Annotated in this window: 24 protein-coding genes; 9 read left to right on the top strand and 15 right to left on the bottom strand. The window is 54.6% G+C overall.

Annotated features, from left to right (window positions below; translation table 11 throughout):
* Nucleotides 1-25: 25 nt before the first annotated feature.
* Nucleotides 26-973, bottom strand: coding sequence for a D-alanyl-D-alanine endopeptidase (pbpG, locus tag ACG0Z5_RS05585; protein WP_394445993.1), 948 nt, complete (start codon nt 971-973; stop codon nt 26-28).
* A gap of 175 nt (nt 974-1,148) precedes the next feature.
* Complete coding sequence (locus tag ACG0Z5_RS05590; RefSeq protein ID WP_394445994.1) at nt 1,149-1,736, bottom strand: Yip1 family protein; 588 nt, start codon at nt 1,734-1,736, stop codon at nt 1,149-1,151.
* A gap of 174 nt (nt 1,737-1,910) precedes the next feature.
* Between ACG0Z5_RS05590 and ACG0Z5_RS05595 the strand changes: the two genes are divergently transcribed.
* The gene (locus ACG0Z5_RS05595) at nt 1,911-2,489 is read left to right on the top strand and encodes a DedA family protein (protein ID WP_394445996.1); all 579 of its coding nucleotides are present in this window, start codon (nt 1,911-1,913) and stop codon (nt 2,487-2,489) included.
* Between the two features lie 26 nt (nt 2,490-2,515).
* Here the strand turns inward: ACG0Z5_RS05595 and ACG0Z5_RS05600 are convergent, their stop codons facing one another.
* Nucleotides 2,516-3,289, bottom strand: coding sequence for an SDR family oxidoreductase (locus ACG0Z5_RS05600; RefSeq protein WP_394445998.1), 774 nt, complete (start codon nt 3,287-3,289; stop codon nt 2,516-2,518).
* 57 nt (nt 3,290-3,346) lie between these two features.
* Nucleotides 3,347-4,780, bottom strand: coding sequence for a multidrug resistance outer membrane protein MdtQ (gene mdtQ, locus ACG0Z5_RS05605; protein WP_394446000.1), 1,434 nt, complete (start codon nt 4,778-4,780; stop codon nt 3,347-3,349).
* A gap of 172 nt (nt 4,781-4,952) precedes the next feature.
* Between mdtQ and ACG0Z5_RS05610 the strand changes: the two genes are divergently transcribed.
* Complete coding sequence (locus ACG0Z5_RS05610; RefSeq protein WP_394446002.1) at nt 4,953-5,687, top strand: class I SAM-dependent methyltransferase; 735 nt, start codon at nt 4,953-4,955, stop codon at nt 5,685-5,687.
* Nucleotides 5,688-5,689: 2 nt separating this feature from the next.
* On the opposite strand, the gene dusC is transcribed toward ACG0Z5_RS05610, so the two are convergent.
* Nucleotides 5,690-6,637 (bottom strand): tRNA dihydrouridine(16) synthase DusC, encoded by a 948-nt coding sequence (gene dusC, locus ACG0Z5_RS05615; protein WP_394446003.1) that lies wholly within the window; start codon nt 6,635-6,637, stop codon nt 5,690-5,692.
* Between the two features lie 369 nt (nt 6,638-7,006).
* Between dusC and ACG0Z5_RS05620 the strand changes: the two genes are divergently transcribed.
* From ACG0Z5_RS05620 to sanA, 6 genes are all read left to right on the top strand, one after another.
* On the top strand, nt 7,007-8,014 hold the full coding sequence (locus ACG0Z5_RS05620) for a type IV toxin-antitoxin system AbiEi family antitoxin (protein ID WP_394446004.1): 1,008 nt from the start codon (nt 7,007-7,009) through the stop codon (nt 8,012-8,014).
* A complete protein-coding gene (locus tag ACG0Z5_RS05625) occupies nt 7,968-8,780 on the top strand; it encodes a nucleotidyl transferase AbiEii/AbiGii toxin family protein (protein ID WP_394446005.1) in 813 nt (270 codons plus the stop codon). Before ACG0Z5_RS05620 ends, ACG0Z5_RS05625 begins: the two co-directional genes overlap by 47 nt.
* A gap of 334 nt (nt 8,781-9,114) precedes the next feature.
* Complete coding sequence (locus ACG0Z5_RS05630; RefSeq protein WP_394446006.1) at nt 9,115-9,516, top strand: CidA/LrgA family protein; 402 nt, start codon at nt 9,115-9,117, stop codon at nt 9,514-9,516.
* Entirely contained in the window at nt 9,513-10,208 is a 696-nt protein-coding gene (locus ACG0Z5_RS05635; RefSeq protein WP_319628928.1) for a CidB/LrgB family autolysis modulator, read from the top strand. Before ACG0Z5_RS05630 ends, ACG0Z5_RS05635 begins: the two co-directional genes overlap by 4 nt.
* Nucleotides 10,209-10,332: 124 nt before the next feature.
* Entirely contained in the window at nt 10,333-11,217 is an 885-nt protein-coding gene (cdd, locus tag ACG0Z5_RS05640; protein ID WP_394446007.1) for a cytidine deaminase, read from the top strand.
* A 124-nt stretch (nt 11,218-11,341) separates the two neighbouring features.
* A complete protein-coding gene (sanA, locus tag ACG0Z5_RS05645) occupies nt 11,342-12,061 on the top strand; it encodes an outer membrane permeability protein SanA (protein ID WP_394446008.1) in 720 nt (239 codons plus the stop codon).
* Between the two features lie 60 nt (nt 12,062-12,121).
* Here sanA and mglC read toward each other — a convergent pair whose 3' ends face one another.
* The 7 genes from mglC to ACG0Z5_RS05680 form a co-directional block, all read right to left on the bottom strand.
* Nucleotides 12,122-13,132 (bottom strand): galactose/methyl galactoside ABC transporter permease MglC, encoded by a 1,011-nt coding sequence (gene mglC, locus ACG0Z5_RS05650; protein ID WP_394446009.1) that lies wholly within the window; start codon nt 13,130-13,132, stop codon nt 12,122-12,124.
* A 15-nt stretch (nt 13,133-13,147) separates the two neighbouring features.
* The gene (mglA, locus tag ACG0Z5_RS05655) at nt 13,148-14,668 is read right to left on the bottom strand and encodes a galactose/methyl galactoside ABC transporter ATP-binding protein MglA (protein WP_394446010.1); all 1,521 of its coding nucleotides are present in this window, start codon (nt 14,666-14,668) and stop codon (nt 13,148-13,150) included.
* 71 nt (nt 14,669-14,739) lie between these two features.
* Nucleotides 14,740-15,738 (bottom strand): galactose/glucose ABC transporter substrate-binding protein MglB, encoded by a 999-nt coding sequence (gene mglB, locus ACG0Z5_RS05660; protein ID WP_394446011.1) that lies wholly within the window; start codon nt 15,736-15,738, stop codon nt 14,740-14,742.
* Between the two features lie 285 nt (nt 15,739-16,023).
* Nucleotides 16,024-17,049, bottom strand: coding sequence for an HTH-type transcriptional regulator GalS (gene galS, locus ACG0Z5_RS05665; protein WP_394446012.1), 1,026 nt, complete (start codon nt 17,047-17,049; stop codon nt 16,024-16,026).
* Nucleotides 17,050-17,204: 155 nt separating this feature from the next.
* Complete coding sequence (gene yeiB, locus ACG0Z5_RS05670) at nt 17,205-18,362, bottom strand: DUF418 domain-containing protein YeiB (RefSeq protein ID WP_394446013.1); 1,158 nt, start codon at nt 18,360-18,362, stop codon at nt 17,205-17,207.
* Nucleotides 18,363-18,379: 17 nt separating this feature from the next.
* The gene (folE, locus tag ACG0Z5_RS05675) at nt 18,380-19,045 is read right to left on the bottom strand and encodes a GTP cyclohydrolase I FolE (protein ID WP_319628919.1); all 666 of its coding nucleotides are present in this window, start codon (nt 19,043-19,045) and stop codon (nt 18,380-18,382) included.
* Between the two features lie 101 nt (nt 19,046-19,146).
* Nucleotides 19,147-20,295 (bottom strand): YbfB/YjiJ family MFS transporter, encoded by a 1,149-nt coding sequence (locus ACG0Z5_RS05680; protein WP_394446014.1) that lies wholly within the window; start codon nt 20,293-20,295, stop codon nt 19,147-19,149.
* Between the two features lie 138 nt (nt 20,296-20,433).
* Between ACG0Z5_RS05680 and fghA the strand changes: the two genes are divergently transcribed.
* Entirely contained in the window at nt 20,434-21,270 is an 837-nt protein-coding gene (gene fghA / locus ACG0Z5_RS05685; RefSeq protein ID WP_394446015.1) for an S-formylglutathione hydrolase, read from the top strand.
* 88 nt (nt 21,271-21,358) lie between these two features.
* Here fghA and cirA read toward each other — a convergent pair whose 3' ends face one another.
* The 3 genes from cirA to yieE all read right to left on the bottom strand — a co-directional run bounded on the left by cirA (nt 21,359) and on the right by yieE (nt 26,053).
* On the bottom strand, nt 21,359-23,323 hold the full coding sequence (gene cirA, locus ACG0Z5_RS05690; RefSeq protein ID WP_394446016.1) for a catecholate siderophore receptor CirA: 1,965 nt from the start codon (nt 23,321-23,323) through the stop codon (nt 21,359-21,361).
* Nucleotides 23,324-23,569: 246 nt separating this feature from the next.
* Nucleotides 23,570-25,039, bottom strand: a complete 1,470-nt coding sequence (locus ACG0Z5_RS05695; protein ID WP_319628915.1) for an amino acid permease — start codon at nt 25,037-25,039, stop codon at nt 23,570-23,572.
* A 147-nt stretch (nt 25,040-25,186) separates the two neighbouring features.
* Nucleotides 25,187-26,053 (bottom strand): DNA-binding transcriptional regulator YeiE, encoded by an 867-nt coding sequence (gene yieE / locus ACG0Z5_RS05700; RefSeq protein ID WP_394446017.1) that lies wholly within the window; start codon nt 26,051-26,053, stop codon nt 25,187-25,189.
* Between the last annotated feature and the right edge of the window lie 17 nt (nt 26,054-26,070).

The raw sequence follows: 26,070 nt of genomic DNA on the forward strand, positions 1-26,070 counted from the left end.
AACGCTTGCCGGGCAACAACATCTCTCAATCGGCCTGGGCGAGCTGCTGCGAGGCGCTGTGGATCGCGCTATCCATCTGCAATTCTTTCTGCTTCTTATAGGCCAACGCGGCTGGCGGCGCCGGCATCACTTTGCCAGTTTCAATCCAGGTTCGCAGGCGGCTGGCGTCGGCGAAATGGGTATATTTACCGAACGCATCCATCACCACCATCGCCACCGGACGATTGTTCATCACCGTGCGCATCACCAGACAATGACCCGCCGCATTGGTAAAGCCAGTTTTGGTCAGCTGGATATTCCAGTTCTCGCGGTACACCAGATGGTTGGTATTACGGAACGGCAGGGTGTAATTCGGATTGCTGAACGTCGCCATGTCTTCTTTGGTGGTGCTCAACTGACCAATCAGCGGGTACTGTTTAGTGGCGATCAGCATTTTGGTGAGGTCACGCGCGGTAGACACGTTATGAATCGACAGCCCCGTCGGTTCGACGTAGTGGGTATGCGTCATGCCGAGCGATTTGGCCTTGGCATTCATGGCGCGAATAAATGCGTCATAGCCACCGGGATAATGATGCGCGAGGCTTGCTGCGGCGCGGTTCTCGGAGGACATCAGCGCCAGCAGCAGCATGTTTTTGCGGCTAATCTGGCTGTTGAGGCGCACGCGTGAATAAATCCCTTTCATCTCTGGCGTCTGGCTGATATCCACGCTCAGCATCTCATCCAGCGGCAGGTGGGCATCCAGCACCACCATGGCGGTCATCAGCTTGGTTATCGACGCAATTGGGCGCACCAGATCCGGTTCGCTGGCGTAAATCACTTTATTGGTATTCAAATCGACGATCATCGCGCTGCCGGAAGCAATGTCCGGCTGGGAAGCAACGGTCGTCGCGGCAGTTTTGGCACTCGCCTGAGGCGCAAAAGGCACTGCCAGCATCAGCGCAAGGCTGAGCAGAGAAACTCGAAATTTAGGCATCGTGAAAGGTCTGGTAATTATTTACGCAAGTTATGAATCGGGGGCATTTATGTTTACAGTCACAAATGCGAGCCGTTGCATCATACCGCGTGAGAGGTTTCTGGTGCCATAGGATAATCATGAATAAATGCTGCATAACGGGCGTTACAATCATCAACGCCCGTTATGAGTTAGCTTAGAATAACCGATAGCCATAACCCCATAAGATCACCGTCAGCGCCAGCAGCACTTCGAGCACCAGGACGCCTATCGCCAGGGTCGAGCTGGCAAAACTCATCCCCTCTTCACGGTTAATCCCGAGGAAGGTGGGAATACCGATGTACAGCAGGTAGCCGGTATAACAGAGCGCCACCGCGCCCACCAACACGCACAGCCACACCAACGGATACAGCGCCACGATGCCGCTGAGAAAAATCGGCGTGGCCACGTAGCCTGCAAACACCATACAGCGCTTGAGCGATGGCCTTTCGGGGTAATTGCGCGCCATCCACCAGATGACCCGGCCCATAACCGCCACCCCGCCCAACATCAGGGCATAAAACAGTACCGCCAGGGCAAAACCGGTGAACAGCGACAGTTTAACGGTGGTGCCATCGCCAAAGTCCCAGCCGATTTGGGTGGTGCCGATAAAGGCGCAGACCACCGGCACCGCGGCCATCGCCAGGACATGATGGGTGTAGTGATGCGAGACGGTTTCATTCTCGCTCTGAATAACATGCATTTCACGATCGGGATGGGAAAACAGTCCCCAGACATGATTCATAAAGCCTCCTCTTCACGGCTTCGTACGGCACCGTGTAAGTATAATCCACGCTGGAGATTATATTTTGTACAGCACAAAAATAGCCCGGCACCGTTTCGCCCGTGGCCTGGCGATTGTCCTTCAGGGGTGTATGCTTAAAGCACGTGTTATTTCAGGGAGACCATAAAAACCTGTATGGATATCAATAATCTGATTAGCCAGTATGGCTACGCCGCGCTGATTGTCGGCTCAGTGGCAGAAGGTGAAACGGTCACATTGCTTGGCGGGGTGGCGGCGCATCAGGGACTGCTGCGTTTCTGGCTGGTGGTGGCCTCGGTGGCGCTCGGCGGAATGATTGGCGATCAGGTGCTGTACCTGCTCGGACGGCGCTTCGGTGGCCGCTTGCTCAAACGCTTTTCACGTCATCAAAAGAAAATTCGTAAAGCCCAGCGCTTGATTCAGGAACGTCCCTGGCTGTTCGTGATCGGCAGTCGCTTTATGTATGGTTTTCGCATCATCGGCCCAATATTGATCGGCGCCAGCCGACTGTCGCCGAAAATCTTCCTGCCGTTGAATATTGTTGGGGCGATAGTATGGGCGCTGCTGTTCACCACCCTCGGCTATCTCGGCGGGGAAGTGATCGGCCCGTGGCTCCATCATCTCGATCAGCATCTGAAACACTGGGCATGGCTGATTGTCGTGGTGATGGCGGTCGTTGCGGTGCGGGTGTGGTTCTGGCATCGGGATCGTAAATCTGCTGAATCAGAAGAGTAAGGCGCAGCCAGTCTGCGCCCTCGCCGTCAGGCCTGTTGTTCGTTCAGAAATTGCGGATTCACCAGCGTAAATCCCCCATCGACGATTAGCGATTGTCCGGTAACGTAGGACGCCTCATCTGAGCTCAGCCACGCCACCAGCCCGGCAATCTCCTCTGTTTTCCCCGGCCTTGCCATCGGTATGTTGGGCATTGAGCCGGGCTTTACCTCGTCATCCTGCATATTATTCATTGCCGTGGCGATGGCCCCCGGTGCCACCGAGTTCACCAGAATGTTGTGCTTCACCAGCTCAAGGGCCAGCGATTTGGTCAGCCCACCGAGGGCGTGCTTAGCGGCGGTGTAGGCACTGGCCTGTGGCAGCGGCGTGTGTTCATGCACCGAGGTGATGTTGATGATCCGCCCACCGTCGCCCTGCGCAATCATATGCCTCGCCGCAATCTGCGAGCACAGCAACGCCCCTTCGACGTCTACACAAAACGTTTCCCGCCAGTCTTCCAGCGTCACATCAAGAATCGAAGATTTAGTCATGCGTCCGGCGTTATTGACCAGTACGTCAATGCGCCCCAGCCGTTGGATCAGCATATCCAGCGCCTGTGCGCCCTGCGGGAGATGGCTTAGATCGAGCTGAATGGCCTGCGCCTGACAGCCAAGGGACGTGAGTTCCTGCACGGTTTGCCGGGCGCCCTGTTCATCAGAGTGCCACGTCACCCCGAGTGAAAAACCTTTCTGCGCTAACTGAAGCGCACACTGCTTACCAATTCCGGAATCGGATGCGGTAACGACCGCAACTTTTGTTGTCATGGGAACCTCCTGGCGTTGACCCAGGAGGTAAGTATAGGAAAGTCAGCGTGCGTGGGATTATTTTCCGGTGTAGTGGTAACCGCCGCCGAGCGCGGAGGTGAGTTGAATGCTGGCATCAACCCACTGGCCCTGCAGACGCAGCGAGTCTATCTGCTCCTGCAACGACGGCAGTTTCGCCATGCTTACGCGCGAGCCAGAGAGGATCCCCGCCGCCAGACGCGCCTGAGCCTGCTGTACCATGCGGTCAGCATCTTTGATCACCTGCTGCTGCTGCTGGTTTTTCTCCATCAGCGTTTCTACCTGGCTGGCGGTTTTTGCCACCTGGTTAACCGCATCGACCACCGCTTTGTTGTAGTTTGCGACGGACAAATCACGCTGCGCATCGGCAATATCCAGATTCGCATTCAGACGACCGCTGTCAAAAATCGGCAGCGTCAGACCGGCAGTGATGCCCATCTGGTTGGCAGAATGACGGAACAGGTCGCTTAAGTGCAGCGCGTCCTGTTGCAGGAAGGCCATCAGGTTGATGTCCGGATAGAATGCCGCTTTCGCCGCATCGACTTCGCTCATTGAGGACTGGATATACCAGTTGGCTTCCTGTAAATCAGGGCGACGGGCTAACAGTTCGTAGCCTAATGACGCAGGCATCTGGGTTTTCACCGCCGGGAGCGCCACCGGATGCAGCGACATTGAACTGCCCTGGCTATTGGTCAGCGCCATCAGTCGGGCTTCAATTTCCTTCATGTTGCCCGCGACCTGCGTCAGGTTCTGATCGGTTTTGCTGACGTTAATATCGTTCTCCGCTCCTTCCACAGAGGAGGTGATACCGCGTGAATAGAGCGCTTTATCGACGGAGATAATGTTGTTCTGTTCGTTTTTAATCTGCTCAAGCACTTGCTTGATAGCGGCTTCGGTCTGCCACTGCCAGTAAAGGCGCGCCACGCTGCTCGCCAGCACCTGACGCGTCTGCGCCAGTTCGGCGGAACGGGCTTTCACCATCCCGATACGCGACTGCACCAGGGCCCGGTTCTTGCCCCACAGGTCAAGATCCCAGCCTGCGGTCAGGCCCAGCGTGCCGTTGGTGTACCACGGGCCGCCGCCTTCTTCGGTCGCAAACGGACCCATCAGGCCTTCAGCCGACATTTTCTGGCGCTCAACGTCAGCCCCGAAGTTTACTTCCGGGCCAAGCTGCGACTGTGCCATTTGCGCCTGCGCTTCTGCCAGTCTGATGCGCTGCTGCGCCACCTGCATATCAGGGGCATTGCTCAACGCGCTGGTGATGAGATTATTCAGCTGAGGATCATGATAATCCTGCCACCAGTTACTCTGCGGCCAGCCATTTTGCAGGGCCACCGGAAGGGTATTATCAACATGGGAAGCCGGTAATTGCTGTTTTAAAGGCCCGTCAGTATCGTGTGACGGCGCGCAGCCAACCAACACGGCAGCCAGCGGCAAACTGAGCATTGCAGCGACAATAGCAGTACGTTTCATATTGGAATTCTGTTTTTTTGAGAGGACGCGCATTTTATTATGAAAATGCAGAAGGTGTTTAGGAAAGCGTGGCAACAATGAAAAAGCCTTCGCCAGACCTATCCCGCCATGCTTCTTCATAATAGCTGCATAAATTATAGTTGGGGCGGAAGTCTTTATCACAGGAGAGTGTATGACGCAGAATATTTACGACGACCCGCAATTTTTTGCCGGGTATGCCACCCTCGACCGCTCGGTTAAAGGCCTGGACGGCGCACCCGAATGGCCCACCTTACAACAGATGCTGCCCGCAATTGAGGGTAAGGCAATAATTGATTTAGGCTGTGGCTACGGCTGGTTTTGCCGCTGGGCGCAGCAGCATGGGGCCGCACACGTGCTGGGGCTCGACGTGTCTGAAAAGATGCTGGCCCGCGCACGTGAAATGACCGAGGCGCCCGGAATTGATTATCAGCGAGCCGACCTCGAAACCCTGACGCTTGCCGCTGACAGCCTCGACCTCGCCTACAGCTCGCTGGCGCTGCATTATCTGCATAATATCGACGGGCTGTTCCGGACGCTGTTTCAGGCGCTGAAACCCGGTGGCAAACTGGTGTTTTCCGCCGAGCATCCGATTTACACCGCGGCGCTCAAACAGGGTTGGTTCATCGAACATGACGGGCAAAAAACCTGGCCGGTGGCGAATTATCAGTTGGAAGGTGAACGCCTCAGCAACTGGTTTGCCGATGGCGTGAAGAAACAGCACCGCAAGCTGGCGACCTGGATTAACGCGCTTATCGCCGCAGGCTTTGTCATTGAACAACTTGATGAATGGGGCCCGAGCGCCGAGCAAATCGCCGCTAATCCGGGATTGGCGGAAGAGAAAGAGCGTCCGATGCTCTTCCTGCTGAGCGCGCGTAAGCCGGGGTAATATCAGGCCTGACGCTGGGCGTACTGTTCAATCGCATCGGCGATGGAACCCGAGTCCTGTAAGGTGCGGATAGTTGTGAACAGCGTGGTGGCTTCTACGTATTCTTTGCGCAGGTAGCCGAGCCACTGTTTGATCCGCGCCACGTGATACAACCCGGTATCGCCCTGCTTTTCGAGCCGGCTGTATTTGCGCAGCAGTTCGGTGACTTCAGGCCACGGCATTCGCGGTTCATTGTATTTTACCACCCGGCTGAGGTTTGGAATATTGAGCGCCCCACGGCCAATCATCACCGAATCACAGCCGGTGGCGGCCATGCAGTCCTGGGCGCTTTGCCAGTCCCAGATTTCCCCGTTAGCAATGACCGGAATGTTCAGCCGACGGCGGATGTCGCCAATCGCCTGCCAGTTGATCCGATCGGCCTTGTAGCCATCGTCTTTGGTGCGGCCGTGAACCACCAGCTCGGTGGCTCCTGCCTGCTGGACGGCATCGGCGATTTCAAACTGCCTGTCGCTGCTGTCCCAGCCGAGACGCACTTTGACCGTCACCGGCAGATGCGCGGGCACCGCTTCACGCATCGCTTTCGCACCGCGATAGATAAGGTCCGGGTCTTTTAACAGCGTCGCCCCACCGCCGCTGCCGTTGACCACTTTCGACGGACAGCCACAGTTGAGATCCACCCCCCACGAACCCAACTCCACCGCACGGGCTGCGTTTTCGGCCAGCCATTGCGGATGCTGCCCCAATAACTGCACGCGCACTAGCGTGCCAGAGGCCGTTCGGCTGTGGTTTAACAGTTCAGGACACAGGCGATGGAAGGATTTCACCGGCAGCAGTTGGTCCACCACCCGCAGAAATTCGGTGATGCACAGATCGTAATCATTCACCTCGGTCAGAAGGCCACGCACCAGTGAATCAAGCACGCCTTCCATCGGCGCCAGCAGAACACGCATATCAGTATCCGGAGAAAAAAGAGGCGCTATGGTAAACCAGCTCAAATGAACATAACAACTCTGATGTTTTCTTCTGAAACAAGCCTATTTATTATCCGATTCAGCGCATTTTTTCATTAACATACCCACGTAACTCGGGTTTCGTAGACACTCCTTTGCCTCATTAAAGAGGTCGCCTGGCGCCTCGGTAAACCTACTAACAGCCTTTATGGCAGGGTTAAGCATTACCAACGACTTGAACCACAATGCAAACAGGATGCGGCTACCGTAGCTTATGCAACATCTTCTCTCGTACATGTTGCATTCTTCTTGGTTTGTTCATAACATTAAATTGTTCATGAATCATGAACAAAACTCAGGTGTGAACAAATGAAAGAAGTACAACTACTGTCTGAGGCTATCGAGAATCTTCCTAAAGGTTTTCAGTTAGAGTTTGAACTTAGTATTGGACGCGGAATATTTTCACATGATGGGCTGGGAAAACTGTCCGGACCGAACGGAGAAATTGTTAATTTCGCGTTGGCGGTGAAGATCATTCATCGCAAAGAGACACTGATGGCGGTTGGTCAAAATCAAGTTCGCTTCCCTACGGATGTCCCTGCATTGCTGGTATGCAATCGGCTTACCCCGTCGCTGGCTGAGTATTGCATTGCTAATCAAATTAATTTCATCGACACGGCTGGTAATGCCCACATCCAGACTCCGGGGTTCTATCTTTTCGTTGAAGGTCGATATGAAAAGAAACCTGTTGTTGCTAGCCGTCGTTTCGCTGAAGGAGTGATGAAACTCCTTTTTGTGCTGTTAACTTGTCCGGAATCCCTAAACGAAACTTATCGTAGTCTGGCTGAGAAATCGGGTATATCTCTGGGGATGGTGAGCAAAGCGTTTACTTATCTTGAGGCACAGCGTTATTTTCGCAAGTCGCAGAAAGGGCGGCGTCTGATGAATGAAGACGAGTTACTGGCACTTTGGCTAAAGGATTATGCTACCTCCCTGCGGCCGAAACTGGATAGCCTCTGGTCAACTGCACCAGAAGAGTGGGATGACATAGTGCTCGAACCTTCAGAGTATTGGGGAGGGGAAGTGGCCGCTGCAAAATTAAGTGACGGATATCTGATACCAGAACGCGGTCTGCTATTTACATCACGCCCGCTGTTGCTAAGGCGACAACAACTGAAGCTAAGAGCTGGACCGGGCAAGAAGTTTCAATTGGTCTCCAGTTTTTGGGGGATAAATTTTAAGCTGAATCGTAAAGCAGAAGCGATGCTATGTGTGGCTGAGTTACTGGCGAGCGATGAAGACAGAAATCGGGAGGCGGCAAAGATAATCAATGACAAATATCTTCACGTTAACGAATCCAATCTCTTCAGTTACTGAAATGCTGCTGAGCAGGATCAACAAGATTTGTACGGCGCAGGAGATACCATTTTTTATTGCGGGCGCAACGGCGCGTGAAATCCTGCTCCATCATGTTCACGGCAGAAGTATTGGCCGCCGAACTCGTGACATTGATATTGCCGTTTTCGTTGATGGCTGGCCCATGTTTAATGCGTTAAAAAATACCTTTATTGCCGAAGGTGCGCAGGAGGTTAAGGATAATGCCCATCGATTGATTGCAGAAGGAACTGAACTGGATATTATTCCTTTTGGTGATATCGCCGAGGCGAATCACATAGCTTGGCCACCAGATCGTAAAATCATCATGGCTGTGGACGGTTTTAGTGACGCATTTTCCCATACCGTGATTGTGCAACTGGGTAATGCCGAAAAGCTGCCGTTTTGTTCACTGCCAGGGTTAGCATTGTTAAAGCTATTTGCCTGGCGCGACCGTGGACATGGTAATGCCAAAGACGCGACCGATCTTTATAAAATTATTCGTGAATATGGCGCGATTGAAGATGAACGAATTTATGAGCAGTCTGTTGAAGGTGAACGGCTTGGCTGGGATTCTATACGTATGGGGGCTAGTCTTCTGGGTAGTGATATTGCAGCGATCGGCGAACCCTCATCGCTGGCTGAGCTAAAGCGCTTTGACACAGAACGCCTTACTGATGTTATTTTTAGGCAGTCTGGTGTGGACGACGTAGCAGAGATTGAACTGGTAATGGATGACTTCTGGAATGGTATAACAAGCGGTAACTGAAGATACAGTTTACGTATTTCTGTCGCTTTGTTTCTATAAGAAAATATGCAATCGTTTTGATAAAAAACGATTTTCTGACATGCCGCACGAATGTTTATATACATTAGTTAAACATTTTCTCCGTCATGCTCAATCTCCTCCTGAGCATGGCGGGTCAAGATCGGTTTGAAGCCCTTATAAACTACACTGACTACCAACGATTTATTGTGCATTTGGGTGCCCGGCGCAGGGTGCCCAAAAGGAATGCTTTGTATGCTCAGAATTCATGATGTGATCGGTAGCACATTTCAGGGTTTAATTGTATGATGAATGCGTTTCATCAAGGGCTATGACCATGAGCAAAACACTGAATATCATCTGGCAATACCTGCGTGCTTTCGTGCTGATTTACGCCTGTCTGTACGCCGGGATCTTTATCGCGTCGCTGTTACCCATCACCATCCCCGGCAGCATTATTGGGATGCTGATTCTGTTCGTCCTGCTGGCGCTGCAAATTCTCCCGGCTAAGTGGGTGAATCCTGGCTGTTACGTCCTGATCCGCTATATGGCGCTGCTGTTTGTGCCAATTGGCGTGGGGGTGATGCAATACGTTGACGTGCTGCGCGCCCAGTTTGGCCCGGTGGTGGTGTCGTGCGCCATCAGCACCCTGGTGGTCTTCCTGGTGGTGAGCTGGAGCTCCCATCTGGTGCATGGCGAACGCAAAGTGATCGGTCAGAAGGGAGCGGATAACGAATGATGCATTATATCTGGTGGTCTTTGCCATTAACCCTCGCCGTATTCTTTGCCGCCCGTAAGCTTGCGGCCCGCTTCAAAATGGCGCTGTTGAACCCGCTGTTGGTGGCGATGGTGGTGATCATCCCCTTCCTGCTGCTGACCGGCATTCCTTACGACCACTATTTCAAGGGGAGTGAAATCCTCAACGATTTGCTGCAGCCCGCCGTGGTGGCACTGGCTTACCCGCTGTATGAACAGCTGCATCAGATTCGTGCCCGCTGGAAATCGATTATCACCATTTGCTTTATCGGCAGCGTAGTCGCGATGGTCACCGGCACGACCGTCGCGCTATTGATGGGGGCGACACCTGAAATCGCCGCCTCGGTATTACCGAAATCCGTGACTACGCCGATTGCGATGGCGGTTGGCGGCAGCATCGGTGGCATTCCGGCGATCAGCGCGGTGTGCGTGATTTTTGTCGGTATTCTTGGCGCGGTGTTTGGCCATACCCTGTTAAATCTGATGCGTATTAATACCAAAGCGGCGCGTGGTCTGGCGATGGGCACCGCCTCGCACGCCTTAGGCACCGCCCGCTGTGCCGAACTGGATTATCAGGAAGGCGCGTTCAGTTCGCTGGCGCTGGTTATCTGCGGGATTATCACCTCCCTGGTGGCACCGTTCCTGTTTCCGGTGATATTGGCCGTAGTCGGATAACGCGATGCATCACACAAATTTCAGTCAATTTTCATGAGTTGCATAAAAAGTCAGATCTATGTCACACATTAGCCCTTAACAGGTCCGTACACTGTCATCCCTTAACCTGTAAGAGGCCATTGCCATGCATCCACGTTTTCAATCTGCTTTCCCGCAACTCAGTGCGGAACTGCAATCAGCCCTCGCTCCGGTGCTCGCTGATGTGCATTTTCCCGCAATGTTGAGCGCCGGGCAGGTCTCCACGCTGAAATCAGCCACGGGACTGGACGAAGACGCGCTGGCTTTCGCGCTGTTACCGCTGGCTGCCGCCTGCGCCCGGGCCGACCTGTCACACTTTAACGTTGGCGCTATCGCCCGTGGAGTGAGCGGCACTTGGTATTTCGGCGGCAATATGGAATTTATCGGCGCAACCATGCAGCAAACCGTTCATGCCGAACAAAGCGCCATCAGCCACGCCTGGCTGCGCGGTGAAAAAGCGCTGAAAGCCATTACCGTGAACTACACCCCCTGCGGCCACTGCCGCCAGTTCATGAATGAACTCAACAGCGGGCTTGAACTGCAAATCAACCTGCCGGGCCGCGAACCGCATACGCTGAAAGACTATCTGCCTGACGCGTTTGGCCCGAAAGATTTGGACATCAAAACGCTGCTGATGGATGCCCAGGATCACGGCTATGCGCTGGAAGGTGATGCCCTGACGCAGGCAGCAATTAAGGCCGCAAACCGCTGTCACGCCCCGTACAGCCAGTCGCCGTCCGGTGTAGCGCTGGAATTACGCGACGGCACGATTTTCGTTGGCAGCTATGCCGAGAACGCGGCGTTTAACCCGTCGTTACCACCGTTGCAGGGCGCGCTGAACCTGCTGAGCCTCAACGGCTATGACTATCCGGATATTCAACGCGCGATGTTGGCTGAACGTGCTGATGCGCCGCTCATCCAATGGGATGCCACTGCGGCAACCCTGAAAGCGCTGGGCTGTCAGAACATCGACCGCACGCTGCTGGCCTAATCTCACGGTGCGGGCTTCATGGCCCGCGCTGATGAAAATCCCCCCAATTAAACTACTGTTTCTTGCTCTTCCCCCGCGGGTAAAGTAGCCTGAGTCACTATTCATCCACCACTGAGTCAAGTCCATGTTAAAGCGCGTGTTATACAGCCTGTTAGTCCTGGTAGGCCTGCTGCTGTTGACCGTACTGGGTCTCGACCGCTGGATGAGCTGGAAAACGGCCCCGTATATCTATGATGAACTGCAGGATTTGCCCTATCGCCAGGTCGGAGTGGTGCTCGGCACCGCCAAGTATTACCGCACCGGGGTTATCAATCAGTATTATCGCTACCGTATTCAGGGCGCGCTGAACGCCTATAACAGCGGCAAAGTGAATTACCTGCTGCTGAGCGGCGACAACGCGCTGCAAAGCTATAACGAACCGATGACCATGCGCAAAGACTTGATAGCCGGTGGCGTTGATCCGGCGGATATCGTGCTCGATTACGCCGGGTTCCGCACCCTGGACTCCATCGTGCGCACGCGCAAAGTGTTCGACACCAACGATTTCATCATCATCACCCAGCGCTTCCACTGCGAGCGCGCGCTGTTTATCGCCCTGCATATGGGCATTCAGGCGCAGTGTTACGCCGTCCCCTCACCAAAAGATATGTGGAGTGTGCGCGTGCGTGAATTCGGCGCGCGTTTCGGGGCGCTGGCTGACCTGTACCTCTTCAAACGTGAACCGCGTTTCTTAGGCCCGCTGGTGCCGATCCCGTCCCCGTATCAGGTCCCGGACGATGCCCAGGGTTATCCGGCCGTACTTCCGGACCAGCTGCTGGAATTGCAGACCTCCTCTCCTCACTGAGCCGGACATAAAAAAACCCGCCATTCTCATGGCGGGTTTTTATCGCTACTACGCTAAAGATTACTTCTTACGGGCATACTTCAGGGAATCAAGCGCCACGGCGAAGATGATGATCGCACCCTTGATAATGTACTGCCAGTACGGGTTCACCCCGATGTAGGTCAGGCCGTAGTTGATAACGGTGAAGATGATCACCCCGGTTACCACGCCGATAACGGTGCCGACACCGCCACTGAATGACACCCCGCCCACCACGCAGGCAGCAATCGCATCCAGTTCATACATAAAGCCGAGGTTGTTGGTGGCAGAACCGATACGGCCCGCTTCCAGCAACCCGCCGAAGGCATAGAACACACCGGACAGGGCGTAAATCATCAGCAGGTTCAGCGCCACGTTCACACCGGAAACGCGTGCCGCTTCAGGGTTACCGCCGATAGCGAAGATGTTTTTACCGAAGCGGGTTTTGTTCCACAGCACCCAGACAAACACCGTCGCGATTAACGCGTAGAAGGTGATGTAGGAGAGACGGAAACTGCCGAGCGCGATAAACCCTTGGGTAAACGTCGAGAAGTGTGAGTCGAAGCCAGACACCGGTGACGCGCCCACGAAGTCGTAGTACAGGGAGTTAATCCCGTAAACGATGATCATCGTGCCCAGGGTGGTGATAAACGGCGTCACGTTCAGATAAGCAATGATCACCCCGTTCACCAGGCCAATTACCGCGCCGATAGCGCAGACGATCAGCAGTACCAGCGGAATAGGCAGCGTTGCGAGATCAGGGAATACTTTGTTGGCATTGTCCACCGACTGCAACAGCGTCGCGGCAATCACCGCGGCCAGGCCGACCTGGCGACCAGCGGACAGGTCAGTACCCTGAGTCACAATCAGCCCGGCAACGCCGAGGGCGATAATAATACGCACCGAAGACTGGGTCAGGATGTTACTCAAGTTCAGCAGACTTAAGAACGTCGGGTCCTGGAAAATAATAATAGCCAGTAATACTAAAAGAACGACGTAAATACCGCCCTCTTTCAGGTAAGTGAGAAAACTTTTTTTATTTAACGCACTCATGAGGAGCCCCTGATCTTAAAGGTGCAATGACGCAAGACGTAAAATTTCGTTCTGCGTAGTAGTTTTAGTGTCAACAATGCCGGCAACCAGACCATTACTCATGACCAGAATACGGTCAGTAATACCCAGCAGTTCAGGCATTTCAGAAGAGATAATGATTATCCCTTTCTCTTTTTTGGCAAGCTCCGCAATCAGCTGATAAATTTCAAACTTGGCACCTACGTCAATACCGCGCGTCGGTTCATCAAGCATTAAAATTTCCGGCTGGGTTAATAACCAGCGCCCGATAATAACCTTTTGCTGGTTACCGCCTGACAGCGAACCAATTTGCGTCCGATGTCCTGGGGTTTTCACGCGCATTGAGTCAATCACCCATTGGGTATCACTCTTCATGCGCGAATTATCCAACAGCCCCACTTTGCCACGGTATTTCTTCATATTCGAAATCAGCGAGTTAAAGCCGATATCGAGATAGGCATAAATCCCGGTGGAGCGACGCTCTTCAGTCACCAACGCAAAACCGTGGTTAATGGCTTCGTTCGCGCTGTGGTTATTAATCTTCTTACCGTGCAGGGTAATTGTGCCGCCTGACTTTTCGCGAATGCCGAACAGGGTCTCCACGATATCGGTACGCTTAGCGCCCACCAGCCCTGCGATCCCAAGAATTTCCCCTTTACGCAAATCAAAGGAAACGTCACGAATCGACGGCTGACGCAGCGAGGTCAGGTTACGCACTTCCAGAATGGTTTCACCCGGCGTGTTGTGTTTATCCGGGAAGCGCTGATTAAGGGAACGGCCGACCATCATGGCGATGATCTTGTCCATATCCAGCCCTTCCAGCGGCTGAGTGGCAATCCACTGTCCGTCACGCAGGATGGTAATTTCATCACACAATTGGAAGATTTCTTCCATCTTATGCGAGATATACACAATACCGCAGCCACGTTCTTTCAGCTTGCGGATAATTTTAAACAGATGATTGACCTCTTTCTCCGTTAAGGAAGACGTCGGTTCATCCATGATCACAATTTTGGCGTCATAAGAGAACGCTTTGGCAATTTCGATCATCTGCATTTGCGATACCGATAACGTACCCACGCGGGCGCGAGGATCGATATCAATATCCAGTTCATCGAAAATGTCTTTGGTGTCGCGATACATTTTTTCCTGATCGACAAACACCCCTTTGGTCGGATAACGGCCCAACCACATGTTATCCATTACCGAACGCTGGAGAACCAGGTTTAATTCCTGGTGAACCATCGAAATACCGTTTTCCAGTGCTTCTTTGGCGGAATGGAAATCTATCTCTTTACCCTGAAAAATAATGCTACCGGAATCTTTTTGATAGATCCCAAACAAACATTTTAATAATGTCGATTTGCCAGCCCCGTTCTCTCCCATCAGTGCGTGAATGGAATGAGGACGGACTTTCAAATTAACATTATCGAGCGCTTTGACGCCGGGGAATGACTTGTTGATATTGCTCATTTCCAACAAGAATTCACCTGACGATTCTGTTTTATTGCTGACCATAGTTAACCCTGGCTGCGCGAATGTTTTCCCGTGCTGACTATCCAGCACGGGAGATATACACTTAAATAAAATTATTTACCGATGAACTGTGCCAGGTTGTCTTTATCTACACCAACGTATGGAACACGAACCACTTTGTTTTCGATTTTCCAGTCAGTGCCAGCAGCCGCTTCTTTGCCATCAGCCAGGTTTTTAGCCAGATCGAAAGTCGCTTTCGCCTGGTTGTTCGCATCGTTCAGCACGGTACCGGCCATCGCACCGGATTTCACCAGCGCCAGCGCTTCTGGCAGGGCATCGACACCAAATACCGGAATGCTTGATTTGTTGTGTGCTTTCAGCGCTTCTACCGCACCCATTGCCATCGCATCGTTGTTGGCGATAACCACTTCGATTTTGTTGGCGTTAGGACCGGACAGCCATGCGTCCATTTTGTCTTTCGCCTGAGCGGTATCCCACATTGCGGTATCGAGCTGCAGCTGCTGAGTTTTCAGGCCTTTGGTGTTCAGCTCTTTGATAACGTAGGTGGTACGCGCTTCAGCATCCGGGTGGCCCGGCTCGCCTTTCAGCAGCACGAACTGGATCTGACCATCTTTGTTCAGGTCCCAATTTGGGTTTGCCGCCCAGTGTTTAGCAATCAGGTCGCCCTGGATAACGCCAGACTCTTTAGAGTCAGTACCGACGTAGAAGGCTTTGTCATAGCTGTCCAGCGCTTTGCGGGACGGCTCTTTGTTGAAGAACACCACCGGCACGTTCTGACCACGTGCTTTCTCGATAACGGTGCCTGCCGCAGCCGGGTCAACGAGGTTGATGGCCAGCGCTTTCACGCCTTTCGCCAGCAGGACGTCGATCTGGTCGTTCTGTTTTGACTGGTCGTTCTGAGAGTCGTTCATCAGCAGCTGTACGTCCGGGGCTGATTTACCGTCTTTCTCAATCGCTTTGCGCACCACAGACATGAAGTTATCGTCGTATTTGTAGATGGTGACGCCGATACGAGTATCAGCTGCGTGAGCAGCAGCGCCGAACAACATGCAAGACATCACAGCGGACAGGGTTAACACCTTCTTATTCATGGTATCTCCGGTTATTTTTTTTGCAGGGTAGCTTTATGTCGGCAGGCACAACGTTATGGAATTGTTACTGACCGCCGAAGTTAAATTTATCCAAAACCATCTTCCGTGTTCGGTAACGCTCCAGACGTGCGTTTAATTGATTGTTTAGCGCTTTATTGCACTACTAAAAGTGATTAATCACCGTTACATAGTGTTTCAGCCTTACAAACGCTGACATCATAGACAGGCGAATGTTAAGATACTGTGAATTTACTCACAAATTGAAAGCGGTTACATCACGCGACATTATAAGTTAGTGATCGCCCCCACAGATTGCTTTAGCGCCACCGAATGACGACGTACTAAGGTTGGCATAAAACAGTGGGTTGCGGTGCTGTCGAGGTTGCCTGCCGCGCCCATTAACGCCAGTTCCGTCGCCAGTTTTGCCATGGAGACTATCGGGTAGCGTACGGTGGTTAACTGCGGATCGGTGTAACGGGCAATCGGGATATCATCAAAGCCAATCAACGACAGATGCTGCGGGACCGCAATCCCGTTATCTTTCAACGCGGTCAGCGCCCCGGCGGCCATGTTATCGTTGTAGGCAAACACCGCCGTCAGCCCCTGATTACGCCCCAGCAGCTCCACCATCGCCGCTTCGCCCCCCTGTAAATCCGGTGAGCCGGTGCCAATCCATGCTTCGGGCGCAGCAATGCCCTGCTCGCTTAACGCACGCAGCCAGCCTTCCTGACGCAGTTGGTTATCCTCAATTCGATGACTGGACGCCAGATAGCCGACGCGAGTATGCCCCTGATTGAGCAGCATTCGCGTGGCCATCATCGCCCCGCTGACGTTATCCAGCCCGACGCAGCGGTATTCATAGCCAGGAACAATGCGATTGATCAGCACCATACCGGGGATCTGGTGCATAAACTCGCTGAGTTCGGCATCGCTCAATGCTTTGGAATGCACAATCAACGCATTGCAGCGCTGGCGGATCAGCACTTCAATAGCGTTGCGCTCCTTTTCAGCCTCGTGATAACTGTTGCCGATCAGCACGTTTTTTTGAAACTGCTGAGCAACGGTATCGACGGCCTTCACCAGTGCGCCAAAGAACGCATCCGACACGTCCATCACCACTACGCCAATGGTATCGCTAACCTGTGTTGCCAACGCCTGAGCATTGGCATTGGGCCGATAGCCCAGCTCCGCTACGGCGCTCATCACCCGTTCCCGGGTTTCAGGGCTGACGAGCGGGCTGTTATTGAGCACGCGGGAAATGGTCGCGACGGAAACACCCGCATGGCGGGCCACATCACGAATGGTGATCATAACCACCGTCCTGTCGAAAATGGCAGCAACTCACAGTCACCCCCTGTGTTGAGCAAGGTGGCTATTCTGGCAGCGACATGACAAGGACTACGTGAAGAAGGTCACACCGATGAAAACGGTTACATCCGTTTTGTTAATGATTGTGATCCAGATCGTTATCTGGATGTTTTAGAAATGGATACCCCTGCGGCCCGTGCGGTTAACTGTCGCCATAACCATTCCACCGGCCCCTGACGGCAGTAGCGCAGCCAGATGACGGAAAAGAGGATATTCACCAGCCAAATGGCTGGCACCCAGGCGAGCAAGGTCAGCCGGTCGAATTTCATGAACAAATCGAACCGGTAGAACAACGTGGTGCAGATGAGGGTTTGCAGCAGATAGTTGGACAGCGCCATACGCCCGACGCAGGAAATAGCCCCCACCAGACGGGAGGAACAAATTTGTGGCCAGAAGCCGTACGCCAGCGCGGCGTAGCCGATAGTCTGGAACGGGGCGCTCAGTTCACGCGGGGCCTGTAACAGGAACGCACACCAGCGGTAGGCCCACGCCAGCTGCCATTGCGCGATCACCGCAGGCAGGTTGATCAACAGACCCATGATTATCAGTAACGCGCCGACCCGGCGATAATGCGTCAGGCTGAACTGGCCTTTCAGCCAGCCGCTGCGCATCAGCGCCGCACCCATGAGCATCATGCCTGCCAGCTGCCAGCCGTACTGCGCCCCAAGTGCCAGCAGGCTATCAGACAGCATATCCGCGCGATTGCTGACCGCTTCAATGCCGCCTTTCAGCTTCCAGTAATGTTCATACTGAAGATTGGCGACATCCGGTATCCAGGAACGGTTCGGCGCATCACCGGAGATCAGCCCTAAAAGCAGCAGCACCGCGATGCCTATCACATACAGCACCACCCCGGTATTGAACATCGACTTTGCGCTGTGCGCTTCCCGTACCATACGCCAGCACACCAGCCCGACCAGGGCGTACGCCAGCAGGATGTCGCCATCCCAAAGCAGCAAACCGTGGGCAAAGCCGAGTAACGCCAGGAGAGAAAGTCGGGATTGGATCCAGCGCTTACCGCGCGGCAACAGCAGTTGCAGGCCCGCGCCAAACAGCAGAGCAAACAGCGTCAGGAATTTGACCTGCGCAAACAGGTCGAGAACTGCCCACGTCCAGGCATCGCGGCGGGTGATCTCCCCGTACCAGGCGGGGTTAAGATAGGCCGCCTTCGGTAAACCAAAGGCAGCGATATTCAGCAGCAGGATCCCCAGAATGGCAACGCCGCGAACAAAATCCAGCGTGACGTTTCGCTCCATGAGTACCCGCTTGACGATCAGTTGTGGTGACGAACGGCGCGCAGGAACTCCTGGCGAGTGTTCTGGCTGGATTTAAACAGGCCGCCCAGCGACGTGGTGGTGGTGGCGCTGGTCGCGTCACGAATACCGCGCGCTTTCACACAGTAATGCACCGCATCAATTGACACTGCCACGTTATTGGTTCCGAGCAGGGTTTGCAGCGCGGTGAGGATCTGCTGCGTCAGACGTTCCTGAACCTGTGGACGCTGGGCAAAGAACTGCACGATGCGGTTAATTTTCGACAGGCCAATCACCGACTCTTTCGGGATATAGGCCACGGTGGCTTTGCCATCGATGGTCACGAAGTGGTGTTCGCAGGTGCTGGTCAGGGTGATGTCGCGCACGGTCACCATTTCATCCACCTTCATTTTATTCTCAATGACGGTGATTTTTGGGAAGTTGGCGTAATCAAGACCGGAGAAGATTTCGTCGACGTACATCTTGGCGATGCGGTGCGGCGTTTCGGTCAGGCTGTCATCGCTGAGATCGAGATTGAGCAGCTGCATAATTTCGCTCATATGACCGGAAATAAGACGCTTGCGCGTTTCATTGTCCATATTAACCGGCGGACGCAGCGGCGTTTCGAGACCACGCGCTAACAGCGCCTCATGAACCAGGGCGGCTTCTTTACTCAATGATGACATTCTTGTTCTCCTGCAGGTGTGGCGACCTTTGCACTCTGAGGGCAAAGTGAGCACTCATTGTGCGTGAGGCCGCGCACAGAATCCAGTATTCACGGCGATAATTATTGAAATTGGCTTAACCTTTCTTGCTGTGGACGCCAGACCAGCGCCCCGCCCACCAACAGCGCGATGGCGGCCACGCCAAGCGCCGGTTCGAGACGCTGGGTAAGCCAGGTCGACAGCGCAGAAGTCATTGGCCCGACCAATTGACCGACGGCATACCCGGTGGTCAGCAAACCGGCCATGTAACGGGTATGCTGTGGGGCGAGCTCGCGCCCATACAGTAAGGACAGCTGAACCGCGCAGAGGAAACCGCCTCCGACCAGCAACGCTCCGATAACCAGCCCGCTCATACCCGGCACCAGCCACGCCGCCAACACCCCTGCGCCCTGTAACCACAGCACTATCGCCAGTCGTTGATAGCTATGACCGACCCCGCGAAGCAAAATGCTCACACCAATACCGACCACCGCTGCCGCGCCAAAGACCGGCCACAGGAACTGGGCAAACAGGCTGTCGGGAAAACGCGCGGCGGCCATTTGCGACAGAAAGGTGGCAGGCAAAATGTAGCCAAATCCCGCCAGGCTGTAACTCCAGACCAGACGTTTCAAATTGGGGGTTAAGGTCAGCGGTTCAGGTTTGACGCCCGGTCGATGGAAATCACCAGGTCGTGGCAGCCAGCGGGAAACAAACGCTACCAACACCAGCGCCAGCAGGCCATACAGCAGCCAACCACGCCCGGCGCTTAACTGCTGCGAATGGATGTATACCGCCAGCAAACCGCTCAGCGCAATGCCCGCCCCCGGCCCGGCAAATACCGCCGCACTCAGCCCCGGTCGGCCAGCGTGCGCCAGGCGTTCGTTAGTCCATGCCGCAGTGAGTACCATCGCCCACCCGCTCATGGCCCCAATCACTAAGCGCAACAGGCCGTGCAGCCAGGCGCTATCGGCCCACGCGGAGAGAAAGGTCAGGATAACCGCGCCGAGGACTCCGGCGTACAACCGCCCTTCAACCCCGCGATGGGCGCGCATCGCGTCCCACGCCCCGAGCAAATAGCCGAGATAATTCATCGCCGCCACCAGCCCGGCGCTGGTCAGCGTGAGCTGTCCGTCAGCAATCATTAACGGCACCTGAGGCGTAAAGGCAAAGCGCCCTATCCCCATCGCCACCACCAGCATGACAAAGCCGCTCAGCGCGGTACGTAGCGCCATTTTCGTCTCACATGTTAATGTAAAGTTACGTTTATGATGCAGCATGTAACTCCAATGCGGAAGTGAAAGTTACTCATCGCTGCGCATGATGTGTATGATGAAACAGAACATTTTCAATCACTCATCCGGGAGCCTGGCATGGAACTGCTCGAAGAGCACCGCTGTTTTGACGGCTGGCAGCAACGCTGGCGACACGACTCCACTACCCTGAACTGCGCCATGACGTTCAGCATTTTTCTGCCACCGCCGCGCGATAATACGCCACCGCCGGTGGTGTACTGGTTATCGGGCCTGACCTGTACCGACGAGAATTTCGCTACCAAAGCCGGGGCGCAGCGCGTAGCCGCCGAACTGGGGATCGTGCTGGTGATGCCAGACACCAGCCCGCGCGGGGATGACGTCGCCGACGACGATAATTACGATCTCGGGAAAGGGGCGGGCTTTTATCTCAACGCCACCCAGGCACCGTGGGCGACGCATTACCGCATGTATGATTATCTGCGTGATGAACTGCCGGCGCTGGTGCAGGCCCAGTTTAACGTCGCCGAGCGCAGCGCGATTTGCGGCCACTCGATGGGCGGCCACGGCGCGTTAATTCTGGCGCTGAAAAATCCGGGGAAATATACCAGCGTGTCGGCTTTCGCGCCGATCGTGAACCCAACCCGCGTACCCTGGGGGCAGAAAGCGTTTAGCGCCTATCTCGGCGATGACAAAGCGACGTGGGAAGCGTGGGACAGCTGTGCGCTGATGCTGAAAAGCGATCCGGCCAGCGCTATCCCAACCTTGATCGATCAGGGCGATACCGATCAGTTTCTGGCCGATCAGCTCCAGCCTGCGGTGCTGGCTGAAGCCGCCCGTCAGAGCCAGTGGCCGCTGACCCTGCGGATTCAATCCGGGTTTGATCACAGCTACTGGTTTATCGCCTCTTTTATTGAGGATCATCTGCGCTTCCATGCGCAGCATTTGGTGAAGTAACGCCCGTCTGTTGCCCGGTGGCGCAACGCTTACCGGGCCAACAAAGGCTGAAAGCCGGGCAAACACAGTGCTGCCCGGCGGTTTGCCATCAGAAACGGTAATCCACCGCCACAAAGTAGCGTCGGCCGTCTTCGTTATAGCTGTAATCGTCGCGGCTGAGATCTTTATCCAGCAGGTTCATCACCCCGGCACGCAGCTTGACGTTCTTCGTCGCCTGCCACCCGCCACCGGTATTCCAGATAACATACCCGCCCGGCGTTGGGCCGTTGGCAGCAATCGCGCGTTTCTCACCGCTGTAGTTCGCCTGCATGTAGAACGACCAGTCTTCGGTTGCCTGCCAGTCCACCACGCCATTAGCGGTGTGGAACGGCAGCTCAGACAGCGGTTTATTGCCACCGTCGCTGATATCACGCCCGTCGTTATAGGTGTAGTTCAGCGTCACTTTCCAGTCTTCCGCCAGCGGGAATTTCAGCTCGGTTTCCAGGCCGCGAATACGCGCCTTGTTGACGTTGTAATAGCTGAAAATCGGCTTGCCGTCGGGATTGAGTCCAACGAAGTTCGGGTAGTCTTTGGCCTGATTGACGTTGGCGGTACGGCTGACGCTGATCCGGTCGTCGACGTCATTCTGGAAGGCGGTGATGCTGCCCTGCACGCCTTCCAGCCAGCCCTCTTCCCCGGCGTAATAAATGCCGAGCTCATAGCTTTCACTGGTTTCGGGTTTCAGATCCGGGCTACCGACAATTTGGCAGGATCCGCGACAAGAGTTAGTCGTCCAGTCCGGGCTCAGTTGCAGCAATGAAGGCGCTTTGAAGGCGTTCGCCCAGCCGCCTTTGACGGTCACGGTGTCGGTCGCGGAGTAGACCAGATACGCACGCGGGCTCCAGTGATCGCCATAGGTTTGGTGCTCATCCATACGCACGCCGGTGGTCAGCGCCAGCGGTTCAAAGATGCGCCATTCGTCTTCAATAAACAGCGCGTACTGGCTGGCAGACGTGCTACCACTGCCCTTTAGGTTGACCGGATCTTCGAGTTTATCGTGCCGCCATTCACCGCCGACGGTGATCAGCTGATTAATCGCCCCCAGTGGCAGGACGTATTTGCCATCGATGGAGTTGCTTTCAGAGGTAATCACCCCGGCCTGCTCTGGATTTTTGTTATCGACTTTTTCACCGTAGAACTTCAGCTCGCTGTTGCCAAGATCCCAGCGCCCATTGTGGCTTAAGGAGTAGTTCTGGCGCTCGAGGCGGTTTTTATCCAGCGAATCAGAATCGCGGTCCTGACGGTCGAAACCGTAGCCTGCGGTGAAGTCGTGATTATCGTTCGGCGTCCAGGCGAACTCTACGTTGCCATCGCGGCTGGTGTAGCCTTCGATGCGCGGTGATTCCCCGGTGCTGGAGGTAGATGACTTTTGCTGCTCATCTTTTTCACGTTTGGACAGATTCCCGTAGGCCTTCATGCCCAGTACGCCATCAATCAACGGACCGCTGGTGAAGAACTGGCCGTTGTAGGTATCGCCGCGATCGCGATGTTCCTGAAAGGTGGAATCAGCAGTCAGTGAACCGTGCCATTTCTGGCCGATTTTTTTAGTGATGATGTTTACCACTCCGCCCAGCGCATCGGACCCGTACAGGGAAGACATCGGCCCGCGCACCACTTCAATACGTTCGATGGCATCCACCGGGATCCAGTTGAGGTCAAAATCGTTATGACGGAATACCGCGTTACGGGAGTTGACGCGCTTACCGTCCACCAGAATCAGGGTGTAGCTGCTGTCGAGCCCACGCAGGCTGACGCCCTTGCGGTTATCACCTTCGTTGGTGAGCTGCACGCCCGGCACGTCCTGTAATACATCTTTCAGATTCTGCACCGGACGGCGCTGAAGATCCTGTTGGGTAATCACGCTGATGCTGGCGGGTGCGTCTTTGACGCTCTGTTCCGTCGAGGCGGCGGTCACCACCATCGTTTCTGCATCACTGGCGGCGATAACCGGCAGCGCCAGCGTAAATGCGGATGCGCACAATCCGCCCCGAACAAGAGGATTTAACCTGAACATTTCCAATCTCCATGAGGTGAAACAACAACCAAATAAAAAAAGTGCAGATGTGGCTGGTCACCCTGGTCCGTGACGTCCTCGGACAAGATGCGGGGGAGTGGCTTCATCCTGAAAGTGCGAAGATGATAAAGAGAATGATAACAATTATCAATTCAATTGTGAGGAATTATGTCTGAAGGGTATTCTGAACGGTAGAATGCGGTCAAAAAAAAACCCTCCGACGGGAGGGTTTCAGAAGAACATTGCTTATTGCTTAAAGCGTTCCGGGAAGTGCATTTCGCTGTAACGTACGAAGCGAGTGCCTTTCGACAGCTTATAGCCGAACCAGATAACCAGGAACAGCGGGATACCGATGTAGGTTGCCGCCACACCGCCCCAGTCGATGGTGTCTTTCAGGAAGGCTTCGTAGTTCTGGCCGAGCGTGATTATCAGACACAGAACAAACGCGAAGATTGGCCCTACCGGGAAGAAGCCCGAACGGTACGGCAGATTGTTCAGATCAAGCCCCTGCATCACGTAACCACGACGGAAACGGTAGTGGCTGATAGCAATCCCCAACCAGGCGATAAACCCGGTCATACCGGAGGTATTCAGCAGCCACAGGTAAACGGTCTGGTTACCAAACATCGAGGTCAGGAAGCACAGCCCCGCGACCACCGTGGTCGCATACAGCGCGTTACGCGGTACGCCACCTTTGGACAGCTTAGAGAAAATACGTGGCGCTTTACCGTCACAGGCCAGGGTGTAGAGCATACGCGTTGAGGCATACATGCCGGAGTTACCCGCCGACAGAACCGCCGTCAGGATGACCGCATTCATCACCGCCGCCGCAGACAGCAGGCCAGCGTGCTGGAACACCAGGGTGAACGGGCTGACGGAAATGTCTTTCACGTCGTTACGCAGCAGGCTCGGATCGGTATAAGGGATGATCAGGCTGATAATCAGGATAGCAAACACATAGAACAGCAGGATACGCCAGAACACCTGACGCACCGCGCGGGGAATGTTCTTCTCGGGATCTTCAGATTCACCCGCCGCAATACCGATAAGTTCGGTGCCCTGGAAGGAAAAGCCGACAATCATCGCCACGCCAATCATCGCCGCAAAGCCCCCGGCGAACGGTGCATCGCCCGTCGTCCAGTTGCTCCAACCCACCGGCTGCGCGCCTTTGAAGATGCCGAGGATCATCATCACGCCGACGATGATAAAGATAATGACGGTGGTGACTTTAATCAGCGAGAACCAGTATTCCGCTTCACCAAAACCCTTCACCGAGATCCAGTTCAACAGGAACATAATGCCCATGAACAACGCACTCCAGATCCAGCCTGGGGTGTCCGGGAACCAGTAGTTCATCACCAGCTGCGCGGCGACGAGGTCAACGGCGATAGTCACCGCCCAGTTGTACCAGTAGTTCCAGCCCAGCGCGAAGCCGAAGCCTTCTTCAACATAGTTCTGGCCGTAGGTCGCAAACGAGCCCGACACCGGCATAAACGCCGCCAGTTCGCCGAGGCTTGTCATCAGGAAGTACACCATCAGACCGATAAGAATATAAGAAAGCAGTGCGCCGCCTGGGCCCGCCTGCGAAATGGTTGCCCCTGAGGCAACAAACAACCCTGTACCGATTGAACCGCCAATCGCGATCATCGTCAGGTGACGCGCCTTAAGTTCGCGACGGAGCGCGGGCGCTTCTGTGGTTTTAGTTTCGGAAACCATAGGAAAATGCTGTCCTTCCAAAAAATGAGGCGCGATTGTAGCAGACGATCTGCGTTCCTTCCGGTGGAAATGCGCAGTTATAAGAGAGCTTCATGATGACGCGCAAATTATAAGTAAAGCCCTTATCTCGCCGCTTCGCCAGGTGGGTCAAATCTCGCAATAACGTAAGAAACGCGACAGCGCATTGGAGAGATGTTTCTGCCGGTGATGAATGCGCCACAGCATGCGTGTCAGGCGCGGGAGCGGAACCTGCAGCTCCACCAGCGTACCGCTGTCGAGCTGTTCGGCAATCACCCGCCGCGACAAACAGCTTATGCCTAAGCCGTGACGCACCGCGTGCTTGATGGCCTCGGAGTTGCCCAACTCCATGCCCATATGAAATTCGGGCAGATGCGACAGCAGAAGGTAATCGACGATTTCACGCGTGCCCGACCCCCGCTCACGCAGGATCCACGGCGCTTCGGCGAGACGGGCCAGCGTGACGTCCCCGGTCAGCAGGGGCGATCCCGGCGCGGCAAACACCACCAGCTCATCTTCCAGCCACGGCTCGGCGATAATTTCTGCGGCATGACACGGGCCTTCGATAAGCCCGATATCCACGCGAAAATCGCTCACCGCGTTGATAACGTCCTGACTATTGCCAACGCTCAGCTCCAGCGGCAGCGCCGGGAAATCCCGACGATAGCGGGCAATGATTTCCGGCAAAATGTAGTTCCCGATGGTGCTGCTGGCGAACACGCGAATGTGGCCATTGTCTTCGCGAAACAGCTGTTCGATTTCGGTGGCCTGTTCGAGGGTGGCGAGCGCACGCGGATACAGCAGGCGACCGTGTTCATTCACCACCAGCCGTTTACCGACCCGGTCGAAAAGCTGAACCCCCAACTGCCCTTCCAGATCGGTCAGGGCCGCGCTAACCGCCGATTGCGACAGTGACAGCATTTGCGAGGCCTGGGTCGTTGAGCCGCTTTTCAGCACTTCGGCAAACACTTCCAGCTGGCGCAAGGTGATGTGCATAGAAGACTCTTACTTAT

Source organism: Scandinavium sp. M-37, assembly GCF_043558715.1.
Classification (GTDB): Bacteria; Pseudomonadota; Gammaproteobacteria; order Enterobacterales; family Enterobacteriaceae; genus Scandinavium; species Scandinavium vulneris_A.